At 64.7% G+C, this 19,962-nt stretch carries 17 protein-coding genes; 13 read left to right on the top strand and 4 right to left on the bottom strand.

All coding sequences use genetic code 11. From position 1 onward, the window contains the following. Nucleotides 1–21 precede the first annotated feature (21 nt). The 4 genes from FRC96_RS19785 to greA all read left to right on the top strand — a co-directional run bounded on the left by FRC96_RS19785 (nucleotide 22) and on the right by greA (nucleotide 6,613). A complete protein-coding gene (locus FRC96_RS19785) occupies nucleotides 22–465 on the top strand; it encodes a hypothetical protein (protein WP_146977143.1) in 444 nt (147 codons plus the stop codon). Between the two features lie 237 nt (nucleotides 466–702). Then, nucleotides 703–2,592: an alanine/glycine:cation symporter family protein gene (locus FRC96_RS22495; RefSeq protein ID WP_230470499.1), complete on the top strand. Its 1,890-nt coding sequence runs from the start codon at nucleotides 703–705 to the stop codon at nucleotides 2,590–2,592. A 121-nt stretch (nucleotides 2,593–2,713) separates the two neighbouring features. Further along, nucleotides 2,714–5,962: a carbamoyl-phosphate synthase large subunit gene (gene carB, locus FRC96_RS19770; protein WP_146977142.1), complete on the top strand. Its 3,249-nt coding sequence runs from the start codon at nucleotides 2,714–2,716 to the stop codon at nucleotides 5,960–5,962. Between the two features lie 177 nt (nucleotides 5,963–6,139). Further along, entirely contained in the window at nucleotides 6,140–6,613 is a 474-nt protein-coding gene (greA, locus tag FRC96_RS19765; protein ID WP_146977140.1) for a transcription elongation factor GreA, read from the top strand. 84 nt (nucleotides 6,614–6,697) lie between these two features. Here greA and lon read toward each other — a convergent pair whose 3' ends face one another. Then, complete coding sequence (gene lon, locus FRC96_RS19760) at nucleotides 6,698–9,130, bottom strand: endopeptidase La (protein WP_146977138.1); 2,433 nt, start codon at nucleotides 9,128–9,130, stop codon at nucleotides 6,698–6,700. A 243-nt stretch (nucleotides 9,131–9,373) separates the two neighbouring features. Here lon and FRC96_RS19755 point away from each other — a divergent pair, with 243 nt between their 5' ends. Genes FRC96_RS19755 through FRC96_RS19745 form a run of 3 tightly spaced genes read left to right on the top strand, consistent with a single transcriptional unit; the run spans nucleotide 9,374 to nucleotide 12,184 of the window. After that, nucleotides 9,374–10,255 (top strand): hypothetical protein, encoded by an 882-nt coding sequence (locus FRC96_RS19755; protein ID WP_146977136.1) that lies wholly within the window; start codon nucleotides 9,374–9,376, stop codon nucleotides 10,253–10,255. Then, nucleotides 10,233–11,438 (top strand): MFS transporter, encoded by a 1,206-nt coding sequence (locus FRC96_RS19750; protein ID WP_146977134.1) that lies wholly within the window; start codon nucleotides 10,233–10,235, stop codon nucleotides 11,436–11,438. Before FRC96_RS19755 ends, FRC96_RS19750 begins: the two co-directional genes overlap by 23 nt. A 59-nt stretch (nucleotides 11,439–11,497) precedes the next feature. Further along, nucleotides 11,498–12,184: a deoxynucleoside kinase gene (locus FRC96_RS19745; RefSeq protein WP_115602728.1), complete on the top strand. Its 687-nt coding sequence runs from the start codon at nucleotides 11,498–11,500 to the stop codon at nucleotides 12,182–12,184. A 3-nt stretch (nucleotides 12,185–12,187) separates the two neighbouring features. On the opposite strand, the gene FRC96_RS22490 is transcribed toward FRC96_RS19745, so the two are convergent. Next, nucleotides 12,188–12,334: a hypothetical protein gene (locus FRC96_RS22490; RefSeq protein WP_230470498.1), complete on the bottom strand. Its 147-nt coding sequence runs from the start codon at nucleotides 12,332–12,334 to the stop codon at nucleotides 12,188–12,190. A gap of 95 nt (nucleotides 12,335–12,429) precedes the next feature. Continuing rightward, entirely contained in the window at nucleotides 12,430–13,728 is a 1,299-nt protein-coding gene (locus FRC96_RS19740) for a CBS domain-containing protein (protein ID WP_230470497.1), read from the bottom strand. Between the two features lie 97 nt (nucleotides 13,729–13,825). Between FRC96_RS19740 and FRC96_RS19735 the strand changes: the two genes are divergently transcribed. Beyond that, on the top strand, nucleotides 13,826–14,809 hold the full coding sequence (locus FRC96_RS19735; RefSeq protein WP_230470496.1) for an NAD(P)H-quinone oxidoreductase: 984 nt from the start codon (nucleotides 13,826–13,828) through the stop codon (nucleotides 14,807–14,809). A gap of 2 nt (nucleotides 14,810–14,811) precedes the next feature. Here the strand turns inward: FRC96_RS19735 and FRC96_RS19730 are convergent, their stop codons facing one another. After that, a complete protein-coding gene (locus FRC96_RS19730) occupies nucleotides 14,812–16,170 on the bottom strand; it encodes a serine/threonine protein kinase (RefSeq protein WP_146977128.1) in 1,359 nt (452 codons plus the stop codon). Nucleotides 16,171–16,348: 178 nt separating this feature from the next. Here FRC96_RS19730 and FRC96_RS19725 point away from each other — a divergent pair, with 178 nt between their 5' ends. The 5 genes from FRC96_RS19725 to FRC96_RS19705 all read left to right on the top strand — a co-directional run. Next, nucleotides 16,349–17,209 carry a 3-hydroxybutyryl-CoA dehydrogenase gene (locus FRC96_RS19725; RefSeq protein ID WP_146977126.1) on the top strand — a complete coding sequence of 287 codons (861 nt, stop codon included), beginning with the start codon at nucleotides 16,349–16,351 and terminating at the stop codon, nucleotides 17,207–17,209. Nucleotides 17,210–17,220: 11 nt separating this feature from the next. Then, nucleotides 17,221–18,006, top strand: a complete 786-nt coding sequence (locus FRC96_RS19720) for an enoyl-CoA hydratase/isomerase family protein (protein ID WP_146977124.1) — start codon at nucleotides 17,221–17,223, stop codon at nucleotides 18,004–18,006. A gap of 15 nt (nucleotides 18,007–18,021) precedes the next feature. Beyond that, nucleotides 18,022–19,149: an acyl-CoA dehydrogenase family protein gene (locus tag FRC96_RS19715; protein WP_146977122.1), complete on the top strand. Its 1,128-nt coding sequence runs from the start codon at nucleotides 18,022–18,024 to the stop codon at nucleotides 19,147–19,149. Nucleotides 19,150–19,181: 32 nt separating this feature from the next. After that, entirely contained in the window at nucleotides 19,182–19,607 is a 426-nt protein-coding gene (locus tag FRC96_RS19710; protein WP_146977120.1) for a cobalamin B12-binding domain-containing protein, read from the top strand. A gap of 38 nt (nucleotides 19,608–19,645) precedes the next feature. Continuing rightward, nucleotides 19,646–19,962 (top strand): acyl-CoA dehydrogenase family protein (locus FRC96_RS19705; protein WP_146977118.1); only part of this gene is annotated, 317 nt, incomplete at its 3' end.

The raw sequence follows: 19,962 nt of genomic DNA, 5'->3' as shown, positions 1-19,962 counted from the left end.
GCCGGCGCCGGACTGAACAACGTGCTGAACCCCGCGCCCACCGCACTGGGGCGGTGGGGCCCGGGCCTGCAGCTCGGCGCCAACCTGCAGCTCGACGACTTCTGGAAGGTGGGCGTGGACGTGGCCGCCTCCTACCACCCCTCCCAAATTGACGGTGAAGAGAGCTTCGACGCCCTGCTCGTCAGCGCCCTCGCGCTGGAGGCGCGCTACGCCCTGGATGTCTTCACCTACGTCCCCTACGTAGGGCTGGCCGGCGTCTTCTACCCCACCGGCCCCACCTCCGAGCGCGCCCCGGCCGGGGAGCGGTTGGGCCTTCGCGCCACCCTGGGGGCGGACTATCGCTACAGCCGCGAGCGATCGCTGGGGGTCGCCATCGACCTGCACGCCCCCCTGACCGCTCCCCAGGACTTCCCTCTCTACGGGAGCATCCGCGCATACTTCGCGTGGCACTTCAGATCTTTTTAAAGCAACACTTCAAAAAAACACCCAGGCACCTGGCCTGGGTGCAGCGAGGTTGCCTGATCGCGCCCCGCGGTGATAAACCATCGAGTCCATTCCGGTTTTTTTGCACCGCGGTCGACAACGACTGTGCCGACGCGCCTCGATAGGGCCGACGTCCAGCCCGGGTGTCCGTACTTCTCCTGAGCGAGAAGATCTGACCGTCGTCGCGGTGCTCCGCGTGCACTTGCTCGAAGGTCATCCATGAAGCCCTTTCTGAAGCCCACTCAGCGCTACGCCCTTATCATCGGGCTGATCATTCTGGTCAGCGTCGCCGTTGGTGTGTCCAGCGGCGGTGACCTCAACAAGATCGATCAGCGCTTCGGCCTCATTGTTTCCGCGATGGCCGCCATCCCTTTCGGGACGGTCCCCGGCCTTCTGGCTGGCATCTGGTCCTTTCTCAATCAGATCCCGCTGGTGGTGCTGGTGCTTATCAGCGGCGCGATCTTCTTCACCTTCCGCTTTGACTTTGTGAACCTGCGGGGCGTCAGCCACGCCATCAAAGTCGTCGCCGGCAAATACGACGATCCCAACAACCCCGGGGAAGTCACCCACTTTCAGGCCCTCTCGACCGCACTCTCGGCCACCGTGGGCCTGGGAAACATCGCTGGCGTCGCCATCGCCGTAGGCATTGGCGGGCCCGGTGCGGTTTTCTGGATGATGGCCGCGGCGATCTTCGGCATGACCAGCAAATTCGCTGAATGCACGTTGGGCCAGATGTACCGCAAGGTCGACGCCAACGGCGCGGTTCAGGGTGGCCCGATGGTGTATCTGCGCGACGGCCTGGCCGAGATTGGACGGCCGGTGCTCGGCCGCTACCTCTCGGTGATCTTCGCGGTGCTCTGCATCGGGGGCTCGTTCGGGGGCGGCAATATGTTCCAGGCCAACCAGAGCTTTGCCGCGATGGCCAACCTGGTGCCCTGGTTTGGTGGCGAGCGCGCCCGCGGCGAAGTCACCCTGGTGAGCGAAGCCCCTATGGAAATGGCCTACGCACGGCACCTCGCCCGCTTCTCAGCCCCCTCCCCGCTGGAGACCGAAGACGTCCTCTATTTCAACCCGGCAGAACGCCTCGAGATCGGCACCGAAGACTGGACCCGCGGCGAGGACGGCCGCTGGACCCTCACGCTGGATGTTGTGGCCGCCGACTCCGGGCATCGCTTCGATGTGGCCGCCGGCACGATCTCGACCCTGGAGTTGGCACGCGTCGAGGGCCGCCAGGTAAACTGGAACGTCCCGGTAGGCGTCGCCGCCCTCAATGAAGCCCCGGTCGAGGGCGGCGTGCAGCCCCGAAGCTGGCTCTACGGCATCGTCATCGCCTTGCTGGTCGGTATGGTCATCATCGGCGGCATTCAGAGCATCGGCAAGGTCGCCTCGAAGATCGTCCCGGCGATGTGTGTGATCTACGTCGCCGCCGCGCTCTACATCCTCTTGAGCAACGTCACGATGATCCCCCACGCGGTGGGCATCATCATCGGTGAAGCGTTTGCGCCGAAAGCGGGCCTGGGTGGCCTGGTCGGCGTGCTGATTGTTGGCATCCAGCGCGCGGCCTTCTCCAACGAAGCTGGCGTGGGTTCGGCCGCCATCGCCCACTCCGCCGCCCGCACCAAAGAGCCGGTACGCGAAGGCTTTGTGGCGCTTCTGGAGCCGGCCATCGACACCCTGGTGGTCTGCTTTATGACAGGCATCGTCGTGGTCATTACCGGTGTCTACGCCGACCCGGCCACCGCCGGGCTCGAAGGCGTCGCGCTGACCTCGGCTGCTTTTGAGACCGTGATCAGCTGGTTCCCCTACATCCTCTCCATCGCCGTGATCCTCTTTGCCTTCAGCACCATGATCTCCTGGTCTTACTATGGCGAGCGCTGCTGGAGCTTTCTCTTCGGCGCCAACAGCTCGATGATCTACCGGGTGATCTTCCTCTTCTTCGTCTTCCTGGGCTCGGTCTCCAGCCTGAGCAACGTGCTGGACTTCTCCGACCTGATGATCCTCTCGATGGCCTTCCCCAACATCCTGGGCGCCGTGCTGCTCTCCGGGAAGATCCGCGCCGCCCTCATCTCCTACTGGGACCGGCTGGAGGCCGGTGAGTTCGACGTCTGAAACGAGACGTCCGACGATGCGATTGACGCGCACAGGCGCTTTGCATCGACGGTGGGTTTTGGCATAGTCCGCGCGTCCCGGGGCCAAATTTGCCCCGCAACACGCGATTTAGGAGTGCGCCATGCCACGCCGTCACGATCTGAAGTCGATCTGCATCCTGGGCTCCGGGCCCATCGTCATCGGACAGGCCGCCGAGTTTGATTACTCGGGCACCCAGGCTATTCGCGCTCTGCGCGCAGAAGGCTTTCGGGTGATCCTGGTCAACTCCAACCCGGCCACCATCATGACCGACCCGGAGCTGGCCGACGCCACCTACATCGAGCCACTCACTCCGGAGTTTGTCGCGCGCGTGCTCGAAAAAGAGCGCCCCGACGCCGTCCTCCCCACCATGGGCGGACAGACCGCGCTCAATATCGCGATGTCGCTGCATAAAGACGGCACCCTCGATCGCCTGGGCGTCGAACTCATCGGCGCCAAACCCGAGGTGATTAACCGCGCCGAAGATCGCGAAGAGTTCGCCAACACCATGCGCGCCATCGGCGTCGACCAGCCCGCCGCCGGGGTGGCCCGCTCGCTTGAGGAGGCCTGGGAGATTCAGGCCCGCGTTGGATTCCCGGCCATCCTGCGCCCTTCCTTCACCATGGGCGGCAGCGGCGGCAACATCGCCTACAACCGCGAAGAGTTCGCCGAATACGTCAAATGGTCCCTCTCCCAGAGTCCGACTGGCGAAGTGCTCATCGATGAGAGCCTGCTCGGCTGGAAGGAGTACGAGCTTGAGTTGATGCGCGACCGCAACGACAACGTCGTCATCATCTGCGGCATCGAAAACGTCGACCCGATGGGTGTGCACACCGGCGACTCCATCACCGTCGCCCCCATTCAGACCCTGACCGATCGCGAATACCAGGCGATGCGCGACGACGCGCTGCGCATCATCCGCGCCGTCGGCGTGGAGACCGGCGGCTGCAACATCCAGTTCGGCGTCTGCCCGCAGACCGGCCGCCGCGTGGTCATCGAGATGAACCCGCGCGTCTCCCGCTCCTCAGCCCTGGCCAGCAAAGCCACCGGCTATCCCATCGCCAAGATCGCCGCGCTCCTCTCGGTGGGCTACACCCTCGATGAGCTTCTTAACGATATCACCAAAAAGACCGCCGCGGCCTTTGAGCCGGTGCTCGACTACACCGTGGTCAAGATCCCGCGCTTTGCCTTTGAGAAGTTCCCCGACGCCTCCGACACCCTCACCACCCAGATGAAGTCGGTGGGCGAGGCGATGAGCATCGCGCGCACCTTCCCGGAGGCCTACCTCAAAGCGCTGCGCAGCCTGGAGCAACGCGACAGCGGCCTCTTTACCGACATCGACACACCGGTCGATGACGCCACCCCGGCGCAGATCGAGGAGTTCTTCGCGCCTCACCTTCGCCGTCCCACCCCGCGCCGTCCCTGGTACGTGTTTGAGGCGCTGCGCCGCGGACTCACGATCGAGACGGTCCACACTTACTCGCGTATCGACCCCTGGTTCCTGGATCAGTTTCAGCAGGTGGTGGAGGTCGAGCAGCTCCTGGCCGCGGCGCCCGACGACGCCTGGCCGGCCGACGAAGACATCTTCCTGGCCAAGCGCTACGGCTTTGGCGACGCCGACATCGCGCGCATCCTCGGACGCAGCGAGCGTGAGGTGCGCGAGCATCGCATCGCCCTCGGCGTGGCACCGACGTTTAAGCAGGTCGACACCTGCGCCGCCGAGTTCGAGGCCGTCACCTCCTACTTCTACTCCAGCTATGAGACCGGCAGCTGCGAGTCGAAGCCCGATGATCGCCCGGGCGTCATGATCCTGGGCGGCGGTCCGAACCGCATCGGCCAGGGCATCGAGTTCGACTACTGCGCGGTGCACGCGGTCATGGCCCTTGGCGAGGCTGGCTACCGGACCATCATGGTCAACTGCAACCCGGAGACCGTCTCCACCGACTACGACATCAGCGACCGCCTCTACTTCGAGCCGCTGACCCTGGAGACGGTGCTGGCCATCATCGACATCGAAAAGCCCGAAGGCGTCATCCTTCAGTTCGGCGGCCAGACCCCCCTCAAACTCGCCGCCGCTCTCACCGAGCTGGGCATCAAAGTGCTGGGAACCTCCCCGGAGGCCATCGACCGCACCGAGGACCGCGAGCTCTTCAACGCCATCGTCAACAAGCTCGAACTCAAGCAGCCCCAGGCCCGCACCGTCATGACCTGGGAGCAGGCACAGACGGCCGCCGCCGAGATCGGTTTTCCGATGATGGTGCGCCCGAGCTACGTGCTCGGCGGCCGCGCGATGGAGGTGGTCTACGACGCGCCGAGCTTCGAGCAGGTCTTTCTGCGCGCGCAGTCCGAGTCCCCCGACAACCCGGTGCTCCTCGATAAGTTCTTGAGCCAGGCCGTCGAGGTCGATGTCGACTGCGTCAGCGACGGCACCCTGGCGGTGGTCGGCGGCATCATGGAGCATATCGAAGAGGCCGGCGTTCACTCCGGCGACTCGGCCTGCGCCCTCCCCTCGCACGATCTCCCCGAGGTCGTGCTGCGCACCATTCGCGAGCAGACCTTGAGCCTGGCCAGAGAGTTGAAGATCGTCGGACTGATGAACGTGCAGTTCGCCGTCCAGGACCGCAACGTCTACGTGCTCGAGGTCAACCCCCGCGCCAGCCGCACCATCCCCTTCGTCTCCAAAGCCATCGGCCGCCCGCTGGCCAAGATCGCCGCGCGCGCCATGCTCGGCGAGTCGCTTGAGGAGCTGGGCTTTACCGAGGAGCGCGTCCCGAGCTTCTTCTCGGTCAAAGAGAGCGTCTTCCCCTTCACGAAGTTCCCGGAGGTCGACAGCCTGCTGGGCCCCGAGATGCGCTCCACTGGCGAGTGCATGGGCATCGACCCCAGCTACGAGATGGCCTTCTACAAAGCTCAGGTCGGCGGGGGCAACGCGCCGCCCACCGGCGGCACGGTCTTTATCAGCGTCAAAGATGACGACAAATGGGCGTCGGTGCCGGTGGCTCGTGGTTTGAGCGAGCTGGGCTTTAAGCTGATCGCCACACGCGGCACGGCGGCATACCTGGAGCAGAACGGCCTCCAGGTCACCCCCATCAACAAGGTGCGCGAAGGCCAGCCTCATATCGTGGACGCTATGATCAACGGTGAGGTCGACCTCGTCATCAACACCACCGTGGGGGGCCAGTCGGTCCACGACAGCCGCACCATCCGCCGCGCCGCGCTGCAGCTCGGCATGACCTACTTTACCACGCTCGCCGCCGCGCGCAGCGCGGTGGGTGCGCTCGGCGCGCTGGCCAAGGCTTCGCCCACGGTGCACTCCATCCAGGAGCTGCACGGCGCGAAGACTGCCCGTTGATCTATTTGCCGGGCTGTCCCATACTCGTCTTAGCGACACGCCGCTGAGGCGCATCGCGACTCTTTTAAACAAGCCGCCCCCCATCCTGGTTCGCCACGATGGGGGCATTTATTTCTAAGGCACGGCGCCACGTCCTTCGACGCGCGCGCTCGTGTCCTGCTGCTCATGAGGCAACCCATGCAGAAGATCCCCATGACCGTCGACGGCCATCGCAAACTTCGCGAAGAGCTCGAGAACCTCAAAAAAGTTCAGCGCCCCCGCATCGTTCAAGAGATCGAAGAAGCCCGCGCCCACGGCGACCTCAAGGAGAACGCCGAGTATCACGCCGCCAAAGACAAGCAGGGCTTTGTGGAGGGCCGCATCCGCGAGATCGAGGGCAAACTCGCTCACGCCCAGGTCATCGACACCGACGAGCTCAGCGGCGACCGTGTGATCTTCGGCGCCTTCGTCACCGTCTTCTTCTTAGATACCGACGAAGAGAAGACCTACCAGATCGTGGGCGACGATGAGGCCGACATCAAGGAGCTCAAGATCTCGTACGCCAGCCCCATCGCCCGCGCGCTGATCGGAAAGACCGTCGGCGACGAGTCGGTCATTAAAGCTCCGGGCGGCGATCGCGTCGTTGAGATCATGGAAGTCGAGTTCCGCTGAGCGCGTCTTGCAAGACGCGCGACACAAAAAAGGCCGCCCTCAACGGGCGGCCTTTTTTATGCGCTACATCGTGTCTCTGCGGCCTTATTCGGCGCTGGCCTCACCGGAGGCTTTCTCTCCACCGATGGTCCAGGTGCCTTCCTCGAAGACCAGCTCCGGCAGCACGCTGACGTGCTCGACGAAGTGGAAATCGAGCTCCTTCTGGATGTCTTCGGAGACGTCCATCAGGTCCTTCTTGTTGCGCGCCGGCAGGATGATGCGCTTGATGCCGGAGCGGTGCGCCGCAAGGACCTTCTCTTTGATGCCACCGACCGGGAGCACATTGCCGCGAAGCGTGATCTCACCGCTCATGGCCACATCGCTGCGCACCTTCACGCCGGTCAAAAGGCTCAGGAGCGAGATGTACATCGTAATACCCGCCGAAGGCCCATCTTTGGGGATGGCGCCGGCCGGCACGTGAATGTGGATGTCGTTCTCGCGCATGAAGTTCGGCGCGAGCTCGTAGTCCTCGGCGCGGCTGCGGATGTAACTTAGCGCGGCCCGCACCGACTCCTTCATCACATCGCCCAGCTGCCCGGTGAGCACGAGCTCGCCCTTACCCGGCATCCGCGTCGACTCGATAAAGAGGATGTCACCGCCGGCGGCCGTCCAGGCAAGCCCGGTGGCCACACCCGGCGAAGAGGTGCGCTGAGCGACCTCGTACTGGTAGCGCTCCGGTCCCAGGTAGTCGGCGATATCGTCAGGAGCGACCGTCATGCTGACCTCCTGGCTCTCCTCCTCCGACTTGCCGAGGTTCTCGGCAACCTTGACCGCCACGCCACGCGCGATGTCCGCGATGCGTCGCTCCAGGCTACGTACGCCCGCCTCGCGGGTGTAATTACGGATGATGATATCGAGCGCCTCATCATCAATGCGCAGGTTCTCCTCGGTGATCCCGTGCGACTCCAGCGCCTTGGGGATGAGGTACTGACGCGAGATGTGGTGCTTGTCCTGAGCGGTGTAGCCCGGGATCTCGATCACATCCATACGGTCGCGAAGCGGCGCCGAGATGGTGTCGAGCTGGTTGGCCGTCGCCACAAAGAGGACGTTGGAGAGGTCGACCGGCACTTCCATGTAGTGATCGGAGAAGTTGTGGTTCTGCGCCGGGTCGAGCACCTCCAGCAGCGCCGCGGAGGGGTCACCGCGGAAGTCGCGCCCGATCTTGTCGACCTCGTCGAGCATGAACACCGGGTTGTTCGTGCCGGCCTTACGAAGCGCCTGCACGATTCGCCCGGGGAGCGCGCCGACGTAGGTGCGACGGTGCCCGCGGATCTCCGACTCATCATGCACGCCGCCCAGGCTGATGCGCACGAACTTACGCCCCAGCGCCCGTGCCACACTGCGCCCCAGGCTGGTTTTACCCACGCCGGGAGGACCGACCAGACAGAGGATCGGGCCCTTCATGTCATTCTTGAGCTTGCGCACCGCCAGGTACTCGATGATGCGCTTCTTCACCTTGTCGAGGTCGTAGTGGTCCTCATCGAGGATCGTGCGCGCCTCCTGGATGTTGAGCTTATCCTCGGTGGACTTGCTCCAGGGGATATCCAGCAACGTCTCCAGGTAGGTGCGCGTGACGCCGTACTCGCTGGATGCAGGCTGCATCATGCGCAGGCGGTTCATCTGCTTGCGGCAGACCTCCTCGACCTCTTTGGGCAGGTTCGCCTCTTCGATCGCCTGAGCGATGTCTTCGAGGTCACCGCCCTCACCATCGAGCTCGCCGAGCTGCTCTTTGATCGCTTTGAGCTGCTGGCGCAGGTAGTACTCGCGCTGATTCTTGTCGATCTCTTCTTTGATCTGACTTTGAATCTTGTCGCTGACCCGAAGTACTTCGAGCTGGCGCGCAAGCAGCGTGACCACCTTGGTGAGACGCTCTTTGAGATCGACCGTCTCCAGGATGGCCTGCTTCTCCTCGGGCGTGTTCTCCATGTTGGCGACCACGAAGTCGCAGAGCTGGCCGGGATCGTTGACCCCGTCGACCATCTGGGAGGCCTCTTTGGGCATCTCCGGGATGAACTTCACGACCTGCTTGGCCGTGCTCTTCAGGTTGAGGAAGAGCGCCTCAATCTCGACCTGCTGCTCCGCGCTGAGCTCAGCCTCGGGCTCCAGCACGTCGAAGTTCCCGATGAAGTAGGGGTCTTCCTGGGTGATCTCGTTGAGGCGAATGCGCTTCTGCCCCTGAATGATCACGCTGTAGTTGTCGTTGGCGATCTTCACGACCTTGAGAATGCGAGCGACCGTCCCGATCTCATAGAGGTCGCCGGCGACCGGATCGTCGGTCTCTGCGTTGCGCTGGGTGAGCACCGCGATCGGCTTCTCATTTTTGACGGCGTCTTCGATCAGGCGCACGCTTTTGGGGCGTCCCACCGCCAGCGGCACAACCACCTGCGGAAAGAGCACCGTGTTGCGCAAAGGCAACAGCGCCAGATCCTGATTCTTTTCCATCGGCTCTTGGGGAGTATTCTCTTGTTCTTGCGACATAATTTTATCCTGGGCCTCGATCCGAGGCGTCCACTCTTTTGAGCGTGGCTCGCTCGTTGACAACTTGCCCCGTGGCTAACATCGTGCACCTCCCTTTTGGCGCGCCAGCGCGATGGCGTCAACCTTCGCGTGCCAGCCGGGAGGCGCATCCACGACGCGCCAACTCTAGGCACGTTTTACTGATCGCAAAGCAAATGACGTGCCCGCAGCGCGCTCGACCCCGCTGAGGCGGCGAGTTTTTTTATGGACGAGAACCCCGAAGAAAAAGGCCTCCTGGCGCGAATCCCCGCGCCCCGCGCTGTCCGCACGCTGGGGCGAGTCGGGAAGATCGGGGCGCGAAAGATGGGCGCCCGCGTTCAAAAGGCCGGCCAGAAGATCGCCAAACGCCTCGCCCACGAGATGATCCAGCCGGAGCAAATCACCGCCATTCAGGGAGCTCTGGCCCGCTTCGCCCAGTGGGGCATGGAGCGCGGTTTCGCCCTGGACCCCAACGCCGCGCTCTTCTTCGAGTTCCTCGACTGGCTCGACGCGGAGTACGGGCGCGAAGCGGTGATGACCCGGCTGATGCTCAGCCCCATGTTTCAGGACCCGGCCTTTCTGGAGGCCATCACCCGGGCGGCTGCGCTGCTCTCCCCCCTGGCACCGCCGCAGGCCTCGGAGACCTGGGGAGCCGACGAGATCGAGCGGCTCAAAGATCGCGCCGGCCAACGACTTCTCGAACTTCTGGTGAGTCTGACCGAGCTCGCCACCGACTCCCCCGCACCGGCCTCCGGCAGCGTCGCGGCCAGGCAGGACTACATCGCCGCAGCCCCCATTCCGGAGCACTTCCGGGCGCTGGCCACGATGGCCACCGGCGAAGGGCTCAACCCGGCAAAGCCCGCCACATCGTCGCGGGCAACCAGCGCGTTGCGAGAGATCTCCCAACGCCTGGATCGCTCGGGCAGCAGCCAGCATGGCCTGACGCGTTTTGTCCCCGGGCTGGGTGATGCCCACCTGCATTTTTTGGTCTTCTCTACGACCTTCGTGATGCAGAGCTACCTGCTTCGACACCTCGTCGAGTCCCTCCCTGAGATGGCCGCGCGCCTGCGCGAGCTCGAGCCTCATGACCTCCCTCCCCAACGCTGAAGACGAGTTCGGGGGCGCCCGCGCAGGCTCTCTGGCCCTGATTTACGCCACCAGCCTGGCGACCGTGTTGATCTTCACCTACCTCCCCCGCCACTTTGAGGCGCTGGGGTTGAGCGGCGCGATGATCGGCACGATCTTCGCCGCCCGCACCATCGCCCAGAGCATCGCCAGCCCCCTGTGGGCCACACTCGCCGACCGCCACGATCGGCTCACCGCGACCACGCGTGCGCTGCTGGTGAGCGGTGTAGTCGCCGTCATTGCCCTGCCCTTCGTCTCGGCTCCCCTGGCGCTCTTCGGGGTGCTGGTCGCGTACGCGTTGACGGCGGGCTGCGCCCTCCCCCTGATCGACGCGCTCACCCTCCGAGCGGCTGGCGCGGAGGGATTCTCCCGTCTTCGCGCTTTCGGCTCGGCCGGCTTTGGTGTGGCCGCGCTCGGTGCCGCGGCGCTCGGGCTGTCTTACACGCACGCCGAGATCGCGGCGATGACGCCCTGGGCGTTGGTGATCGCGACCGCGCTCACCGCCCTGGCCACGCTCGGACTTCCCCCTGGCGAGCGTCGCCGCGCTCGCCCGCGACCGGACTGGAGCCTCTTTAAAGAGCTGTGGCGCGCGCCACTCGTGGTGATCTTTGCCATCGCCGCGCTGCACTGGGCCTCCCAGATGCCTTACAACCTCTTTCTGGTCTTTCTCTGCGAAGAGCGCGACTTCCCCGCGTGGAGCCCCGGACTGGCCGTGGGTGTGGGCATCGCCGCAGAGATCGTCGCGTTTGCGATGGCCCCGCGACTTCTCAAACGCATCAATCCCCTGCCCCTCTTCGCGCTGAGCATCGTGTTGACCGCGCTGCGCTGGTTCATCACCGCCTACGTCACAAGCCTGCCGGTGATCCTGGCTGCCCAGCTCGGGCACGCCTTCAGCTACGGCGCTTTCTATGTGGCGATGATGGCGATCCTCGACCGACGTATCCCGCCGGAAGTTCGCGCCACCGGCCAGGGAGCCCTCTACCTGGTGGTCTTCGGGTTGGGCGGCGCGTTGGGCGCGGGGCTCGGAGGCTGGCTGCTCGATGTGGCTCCGGCCTCACGCACCTTTGCGGCCGCAGGGTGGTTGGAGCTCGCCGCTTTCATCGGGTTGGTGACCGCCTGGCGCTGGTTGCACCGCGGGCCCACCACATTCTTGCGTCACGCCTGACGCCGGCTACACTGCCGCCGATTCAGGCAATGATTTCCCCTGTGAATGCTGAGTTGAACATGACCACGTCCCCCCGTCATTTTATCGCGCTGGCCGGCAACATTGGCGCCGGCAAGAGCACCGCCGCCAAGATTATCGCCCGCCATTTTGGCTGCGAGCTCTTCCATGAGCCGGTCGTCGACAACCGCTTTTTGCGTAACTACTACGGCGACATGACCCGCTGGAGCTTCACCCTGCAGATGGAGTTTCTGCTGCGTCGGGTCGAGCACCACGGCCAGATCGATCGCATGCGCGCCTCCTGCGTCCAGGACCGCACCCTGATCGAAGACCCCGAGATCTTTGCCAAGTACCTGCACGGTCTGGGGCACATGACGGACAACGAGCTCGATCTTTATTTCGACTTCTTCAAGCGCTTTAACCACTCGATCCGTCAGCCCAACAAGGTCATCCTGCTGCACACGCCGGATACCCGTGTCTTGCTCAAACGCATCGCCGAGCGCGGGCGCGAAGAGGAGCGCGGCATCACCAGCGACTTCTTGCGCGGCCTCAACGGCTACTACGAGACCTTCGCCCAGGTGGCGCGCCGCAAATACGGCCTCGACGTGCTCGAGATCGACGTCACCAGCCGCGACTTCCGCAGCGGCCAGGAGCGCAAACGCTTCCTCGGTGAGGTCGCCGAGTTCATCAATCGCGACCTCGCCCCCAACGAAGAGCTCCCCCTGGCGATGGAGTCGGAGACGGACTGAGGATCAGGCCGCCACCAGCTGCAGCACGATAAAGCCCAGCAAGAAGAGCGCGCCAAGCACCAGCAGCAACATCATGAACTTCTTGGACTGCTCGGCCTCGCGGTGACGCTGGGCGCTCTCTTTTTTCTTACGGCGACGCTTGGGGGCCATGAACATCTCCTGACTTCGATTCGGGCGTGATAGGCGCGACGAGCGCGCTCAAGGTGAAGGGGCAAGGTATAAAAGCGTGGCAAGGCGGCGCAAGCCTATTCGGCGTCTTCGCTGTAGAGTCGGCGCAGCGCATCGCTTCGCGAGATGATCCCCACCAGAACGCCTTCATCCAGCACAGGAAGTCGACCGATATCGTGCTCCGTCATCCGTTTGAGCGCCTCACTGAGCGGCTCGTCCGGCGAGGCGCTGATCACGCGCTGACTCATAAAGCCAGCCACCGGGATCTCCCAATCGCCTCGCCTGGCCGCCTGCTCCACATCGCGGCCTGATACCACGCCGACCACCTCGCCATCGCGCACCACAGGCATGCCATGCACGCCCCAGCGCTCCAGGCAACGTCGAAACTCCTTGAGCGTCGTATCATGCGCCACCGTTTGCACCGGCGAGCTCATGACATCGGCGACATCAAGCGGGTCGACCGGCCAGCTCTGCAACATCTCGAAAATCACAGGCACCACCTCGGAGGCCTCCCCCGGCTTGATCTTCGCCGCGGCCGCCGCCGGGTGGCCTCCGCCCCCAAACTCGCCCATCAGCGCGGCCACATCGAGATGACGTGTGTTACTGCGCGCGATCACCTGCACCGTTTTCGAGCCGTTTTGCTGCGCCACCAGAACCAGCGCGTCGACCCCGGTCAGCTGCAGCACCCGCTCCACCACCACCGCCGCGCCCTTGACGTAGGCCTCGCCAACATGGCTCGCCAGCGCCAGGCGCAAGCCCTCCCGCTCGACCTCCCGGGCCGTGCCCATCACCTCCACGAGAAGTCGTTGCTGGTCGGCAGTGAACTCTTGCTGAAGGTAGCGGTTGACCACTTCCAGGCGCGCGCCCTGCTTGCGCAGGTACGCCGCCGCCAGGATGTCTCGCGTGCTGGTGTTCCCAAACGACAATCGCCCGGTGTCCGCGTAGAGCCCCAACATCATAAGGGTCGCGTCGCCCACGCTGAGCGAGACCCCGGCCTCCTCCAGACGCTCGCAGATCAGCGTGACACACGCCCCCACCGGCTCGATCACATCCTCATCGGCGACCACATCATCCGCGGAGGGCGCGTGGTGATCAAAGACCACCACGCGCTGCGCTTTCTCGAGAAGCGTGGCGTAGGGCTTGAGCCGATTTCGAGCGCGCGTATCCACCACGATCAGCTCGTCGATTGTCTCCCCCTCCAATGCCTCCAGGGCAACGAGCTCCAGGCTATCCTTATGCAGGGCCAGATAGCGCTTCACCGAGGGGCTTATCGGTCCGGCAAGGCAGGCCTGAACATCGGGCCAGAGGCGCGTCACCGCGATGAGGGTTGCCAGCGCGTCAAAATCGGCGTTGCTGTGGGTGATCACCACACGCATGAAGTCTCCCTTCAGGTTGTAGCTCGTTTCAAGGTGTGCACGCTCTGCTAAGGTCAGGCGCGCCCACATTAACCTCCCCACCCCGATGAGCAAGGCTATGATGAACGCGATCGCTGTCGAGAGCACCTCGGACACCCCACGCCTCCTGTGGACCGAACACCCGCGCCCTGAACCGAGCCCCGGCGAGGTTTTGATTCGAGTGCATGCCACCGCGGTCAACCGGGCCGACCTGTTGCAGGCCCGCGGGCGCTACCCGGTGCCCGCCGGCGCCAGCACGATCATGGGGCTGGAAGCCGCCGGCAAAGTCGTCGCGGTGGGCGAAGGCGTCTACAACGTCGCCATCGGCGATCGCGTCTGCGCGCTGCTCACCAGCGGAGGTTATGCCGAATACGTCACCTCTCCAGCCTCCCTGCTCCTGCCCCTGCCCGAGACACTCTCCATGGAAGAGGCCGCGGCGCTCCCGGAGGTCTTCTACACAGCCTTTCTCAACCTCTACCTCGAAGGCGAGCTCAAAGAGGGCGAGCGCGCCTTGATTCACGCCGCTGGCTCCGGGGTAGGAACGGCCGCGTTGCAGCTGTGTCGTCTCACAGGCAACCCGGTGATTGGCACGGCCAGCGCCTCAAAGCTCGATGCGATCCTGGAGCTGGGCGCCGAGCGCGCCATCGATCGCCACAGCGAAGACTTCTCCGAGGTCATCCGCGAGCTGACCGGGGGGCGCGGCGTCGACGTGATCCTCGATCCGGTGGGCGCGAACTACCTCGACGCCAACCTGAAAAGCCTCGCCACCGGCGGCCGTCTCATCCTCATCGGGCTGCTCAGCGGCGCGAGCGCCGAGCTCTCGCTGGGGCGTCTTCTTATGAAGCGCCTTCAGGTCAAAGGCTCCGTGCTCCGCAGCCGCACGCTCGCTGAAAAAGAAGCGATCACAGACGCGTTCAAAGCCCGCGTGTGGCCCCACGTCGCCAGCGGGGAACTTCGCCCGATTATCGAGACGGTCATGCCCATCGAAGAGGCCGATCAAGCTCACAGACTCCTGGCCTCCAACCAGACCACCGGCAAGATCGTGCTGCGCGTCACAGGCTGATCCTACCCGCGCGTCGAGAGGTAAATGTAGGTAAAGAGCAACGCGCAGAAGATCAGCACCACGCTCAGCGCGATGAGCACAAGCGCGTTGTTCCCCTGACGCAGCATCGCAAACGATGACCGCGAGGAGCCCTTTTTGCCGGCCTCACCCCGGGCGGTATCTCGAACGCCGCCGGCTGGCGCTGCAGGCTGCGCGCTGACCGCCCGGGCCGAAAGCCCCGCCGGCGCGACGCGGTCGACGGTGGGGTCGACGTTGTTGCCGATGATGCGATCGCCGGGAACCATCACCCTCCCTCGGCGCGCGCCCCCCTCCGGGGCGCTCACACGCAGCGCCTGCCCGGAGCTCTTGCCCGCCAGCGACTCGAACGCCACCAGCGCGGCGTGCGCGTCGGCGTAGCGATCCTGAGGGGGCTTGGCCATGCACGTGCGCACAAAGGTCTCCAACCCGGCGGGCACCGTCAGCCCCACGCGAGGCTCGAGGTCGGGAATGGGCTCGAGCTGATGCATGCGCACCATCTCCTGAGGCGACTTCGAGACGTAGGGCAGCTTCCCACACACGAGCTCATAGAGCATGCAGCCCAGCGCGTAGATGTCGGTGGCAGGACCGATGTCCGACTCCCCGCGGCATTGCTCCGGGCTCATGTACGCCGGCGTACCGAAGAGCAGCCCCACCGCAGTGCGCGCCGACTCCGGATCTTGCTGCAGGAGCTTGGCAATCCCGAAGTCGAGCACCTTGACGATCTGCTCATCGCTGGAGCGCCGGTATGAGAGGATGATGTTCTCCGGCTTCAAATCGCGGTGCACAATGTCCAGGGAGTGCGCCTCGCGCAGCGCCATCAGGATCTGGCGCACGATCTCCAGGATGGCGTCGACCTTCAGCCCCCGCCGCACCGCCTTTCGTAGCGAGACCCCGGCGACGTGCTCCATGGCGATGTACAGAAAACGATCATCGTCGCTCACTCCGAAGTCGTAGAGCGTCACGCAGTTCGGGTGCGAGAGCTTGGCAAGCACCCGCGCCTCCTGCGCAAAACGGTCCTGGCCACCGCGACCGCTGGAGTTGGCCGTGCGCTGCCCCATCAGGGTGCCCTCGACCTTCTCGGCGTGAAAAACCTTCAGCGCCACCATGCGATCGACCTGCGCCTGATACGCTTTATAAACATAACCCATCGAGCCGCTACCCAGGATCGCCGCGACGATAAAACGCTCCCCGATCCGCCGCCCCAGCAGGCGATCGTCGGGGTGGCTGGCGTGCTCATCCTCCTCAATCGCAAAGAACCCGTCGCCCGAGGGGCACGGCGCAAAGGTCTCGTCCACCCTGGTCTTGCAGTTCGGGCAAATGGCCATCCAGAAACCCGTGTTCAAGGTCACTCAGCGAAGAAAGTCTCGTGCCTTGACTATCGCACAGCCCACCGGCGCTGACCAGCCAGTCAAGGGGCGGTGATTTGACCCTTTAAAACTCGCCGTGCTATCGAATCGGCGCGCCCCGCAGCGCGGGGCAATCAACCGGGCAATCTGCCAACACTTTTTAGCTGGAGGACGTATGTCGAGCACGATTCAATCGATTGGTGTGGTGGGCGCAGGTCAGATGGGCAACGGCATCGCGCAGGTCGCCGCGGTCGCCGGCTTTGACGTGATCATCTCCGATCTTAACCAGGACGCGCTCGACGCCGCCATCGCGTCGATCACCAAAAGCCTCGACAAGCTGGTGAGCAAAGAGCGTCTCGGCGCCGACGATCGCGATCAGGCCCTCGCGCGCATCAAAACCACGACCTCGATCGAGGACTTCTCGGAGAGCGACCTCATCATTGAGGCCATCGTCGAGAACCTCGCCATCAAGCTCGAGCTCTTCAAAAAGCTCGACGCCATCGCGCCGGAGCACGCCATTCTGGCCAGCAACACCTCCAGCATCTCGATCACGCAGATCGCCGGCGCCACCACGCGCCCCGATAAGGTCGTGGGCATGCACTTTATGAACCCGGTGCCGCTGATGAAGCTCGTCGAGCTCATCGAAGGCCTGGCGACCAGCGACGAGACCAGCGCCGCGGTCCAAGCCGTCGCCGAGAAGATGGGCAAGACCACCGTCTTCGCCCAGGACTACGCCGGATTCATCGTCAACCGCATCCTGATGCCCATGATCAACGAGGCGGTCTACGCGCTGATGGAAGGTGTCGGCTCGGTCGAAGACATCGACACCGCTATGAAGCTCGGCACCAACCAGCCGATGGGGCCGCTGACCCTGGCCGACTTCATCGGCCTGGACACCTGCCTGGCGATCATGGAGGTGCTGCACAAGGATCTGGGCGACAGCAAGTACCGCCCGTGCCCGCTGCTGCGCAATTACGTGACGGCCGGCTGGCTCGGTCGTAAAAGCGGCCGCGGCTTCTACAACTACAACGCTTGAAAGGAGCGAGCATGACGACGTTTGAAACCCTGAAACTCGAACGGCTCGACGGCGGCATCGCCCTCCTGACCGTCAACCGCCCCGACAAGCTTAACGCGCTCAACGCGCAGGTGCTTAGCGATCTTCTGAACGCGGCGCTCTCGCTCAAAGACGACGCCTCCCTGCGCGCGCTCATCCTCACCGGTGAGGGCCGCGCCTTTGTCGCCGGCGCCGACATCGCGGCAATGGTCGATATGAGCGAGGAGGCCTCCTACGAGTTTTCCAGCCTCGGGCATCGCGCGATGAGCGAGCTGAGCAACCTGCCGGTCCCCGTCATCGCCGCCGTGAACGGCTTTGCGCTCGGCGGCGGGCTGGAGCTCGCGCTAACCGCCGACCTTATCTACGTCAGCGAGAAGGCCAAACTTGGGCTTCCCGAGGTTGGCCTGGGCATCATCCCGGGCTTCGGCGGCACCCAGCGCCTGGGCCGTCGCATCGGCTGGCAGCGCGCCAAAGAGCTCGTCTTTACCGGGCGCACCATCTCGGCCGACGACGCCCTGGCCTACGGCCTCGCCCTCGACAAACTTCCGCTGGAGGGCTTCCTCGACGCCGTCATTGAGCTCGCGCGCAGCATTGCCTCCCGCGGCCCCCTGGCGATTCGAGCGGCCAAGCAGGCCATGGTCCAGGGCGCCGAGCTGCCCATCGACGACGCCAACCAGAAAGAGGTCGAAGCCTTCTCCGGGCTGTGGAACTCCCACGATCGCGCCGAAGGCATGAGGGCATTTATCGAGAAGCGCACTCCCACCTACGAGGGGCGCTGAGGCGCCGAATTCCGCATGAACCTGCAACTTACCCCGACCCAACGTGACGTGCAGGCCCGGGCTCGCGAGATCTGCCGCGAGCACATCGCCCCGCGCGCCCTCTCCCGCGATGCCAGCGCCGAGTTCCCGCTCGACGATCTTCGCCGCCTGGCCGACGCCGGCCTGATGGGCGTCAACATCGACGCAGATCTCGGCGGCCTTGAGGCCGGCGTCGTCGCCTACAGCCTGGCTGTGCAAGCCGTGGCCAAAGCCGACCCGGCCGTCGCCGTTACCATGGCCGTCAACAACATGGTCGGTGAGGTCCTGGCGTATTTTGGGACCGACGCGCAGAAGCAGGCGTTGGTGCCGAAGATGACCTCCGGCGAGTTCTCCAGCGGCTCGTTTTGCCTGAGCGAGCCGGGAAGCGGCTCCGACGCCGCTGGCATGCTCACGCGCGCCACCCGCACCTCTGAGGGGTGGCGCATCAACGGCACCAAAGCCTGGATCACCTCCGGGGCCTACGCCGGCGTCTTTCTGGTCTGGGCTCAGACCAGTGTTGATGGCGACGACCAGGGCATCTCCCTCTTCATCGTCGACCCGAACCTCGATGGCGTCTCGGTCGGACCGCCCGAAGAGAAGATGGGCCAGCACGCCTCCAACACCGTCTCGCTCGCCTTTGACGACGTGCGCATCCCCGCCGATGCGGTCCTGGGAGAGCTCGGCAAGGGCTTTCGCATCGCGATGATGGCACTTGATGGTGGCCGTATCGGCATCGCCAGCCAGTCCATCGGCATCGCCGACGCCGCGCTGGAGCTGGCCACGGAGGCCGGCGTGGGCGCGCACGCAAAGAGCACCGACGCCTTCGAGATGATGCACGCTCGCGTCGAAGCCGCTCGCCAGCTCACCCTGCGCGCGGCCTGGCTCAAAGAGAGCGGCTCGACCAACTTCTCGCGCGAGGCCAGCATGGCCAAACTCATGGCCTCGGAGATCGCCAACGAGGTCGCGCGCCAGTGCCTGGCGCTCGTAGGACCGGCGGCCGCCGCCTACGACCACCCGCTGGCCAAGCTGGTGCGCGACGCACGCGTCACCCGCATCTACGAAGGCACCAGCGAAATCCAGCGCGTTGTCATCGCCCGTGACTTGATTCGAAACGGCGCGGCCTGAGCGCCCCGCTTTAGCTCAAAAGGTGTTGCCTTATGTCCGACGCCAACGCTCCCCATCCCACAACCTACCGCGTGCTCATCGGAAAGCCTGGCCTCGACGGCCACGATCGCGGCGCCAAGGTCATTGCCCGCGCGCTGCGCGACGCTGGCTTCGAGGTCATCTACAGCGGTCTGCACCAGACCCCGGAGATGCTCGTGCGCACCGCTATCCAGGAAGACGTCGACTGCGTAGGGCTCTCCATCCTCTCCGGCGCCCATAACACGCTGATGCCCGAGGTCGTGCGCCTGCTCAATGAGCAAGGCGCCGGCGACATCTTCGTCTTCGGCGGCGGCATCATCCCCGAGCCCGACATCGCCGAGCTCAAAGCGGCCGGGGTGCGCGCGATCTTCACCCCGGGCACGCCCACCACCGAAGTCATCGCGTTTGTGCGCGAGGAATGTGAGCGCAAAAACGCCTGAGCCGTCCCCGGCCTCCCTGACGTTGAGATAAAGCCGTTATGAACTTTGAGATCACCGAAGATCAGCAGATCCTGCGCCAGACGGTGCGCCGCTTCGCCGACGAGAGCCTCAGCGCCGACGCCCCGCTCCGAGACCACGCCCCGCAGAGCGCGTGGCCCACAGCGCTGGCCGACCTCGGGCTGTGGAGCCTGGCGGTGCCCGAGGCCCAGGGCGGTGCAGGCTTTGACCTGCTCACCGGCACACTGGCCATCGAGGAGCTCGCCACACGCGACGCGTCGGTGGCCGGCGCCGTAGCGCTGACGAACGCGGTGGTGGTCCCGGCGCTGGCCGCCGGCCAGCACCCGCTGCGCGACGC

Source organism: Lujinxingia vulgaris (assembly GCF_007997005.1).
Taxonomy (GTDB): domain Bacteria; phylum Myxococcota_A; class Bradymonadia; order Bradymonadales; family Bradymonadaceae; genus Lujinxingia.
Note: the sequence above shows the minus strand (reverse complement) of the source record. Positions and strands in the feature narration are given on the sequence as shown.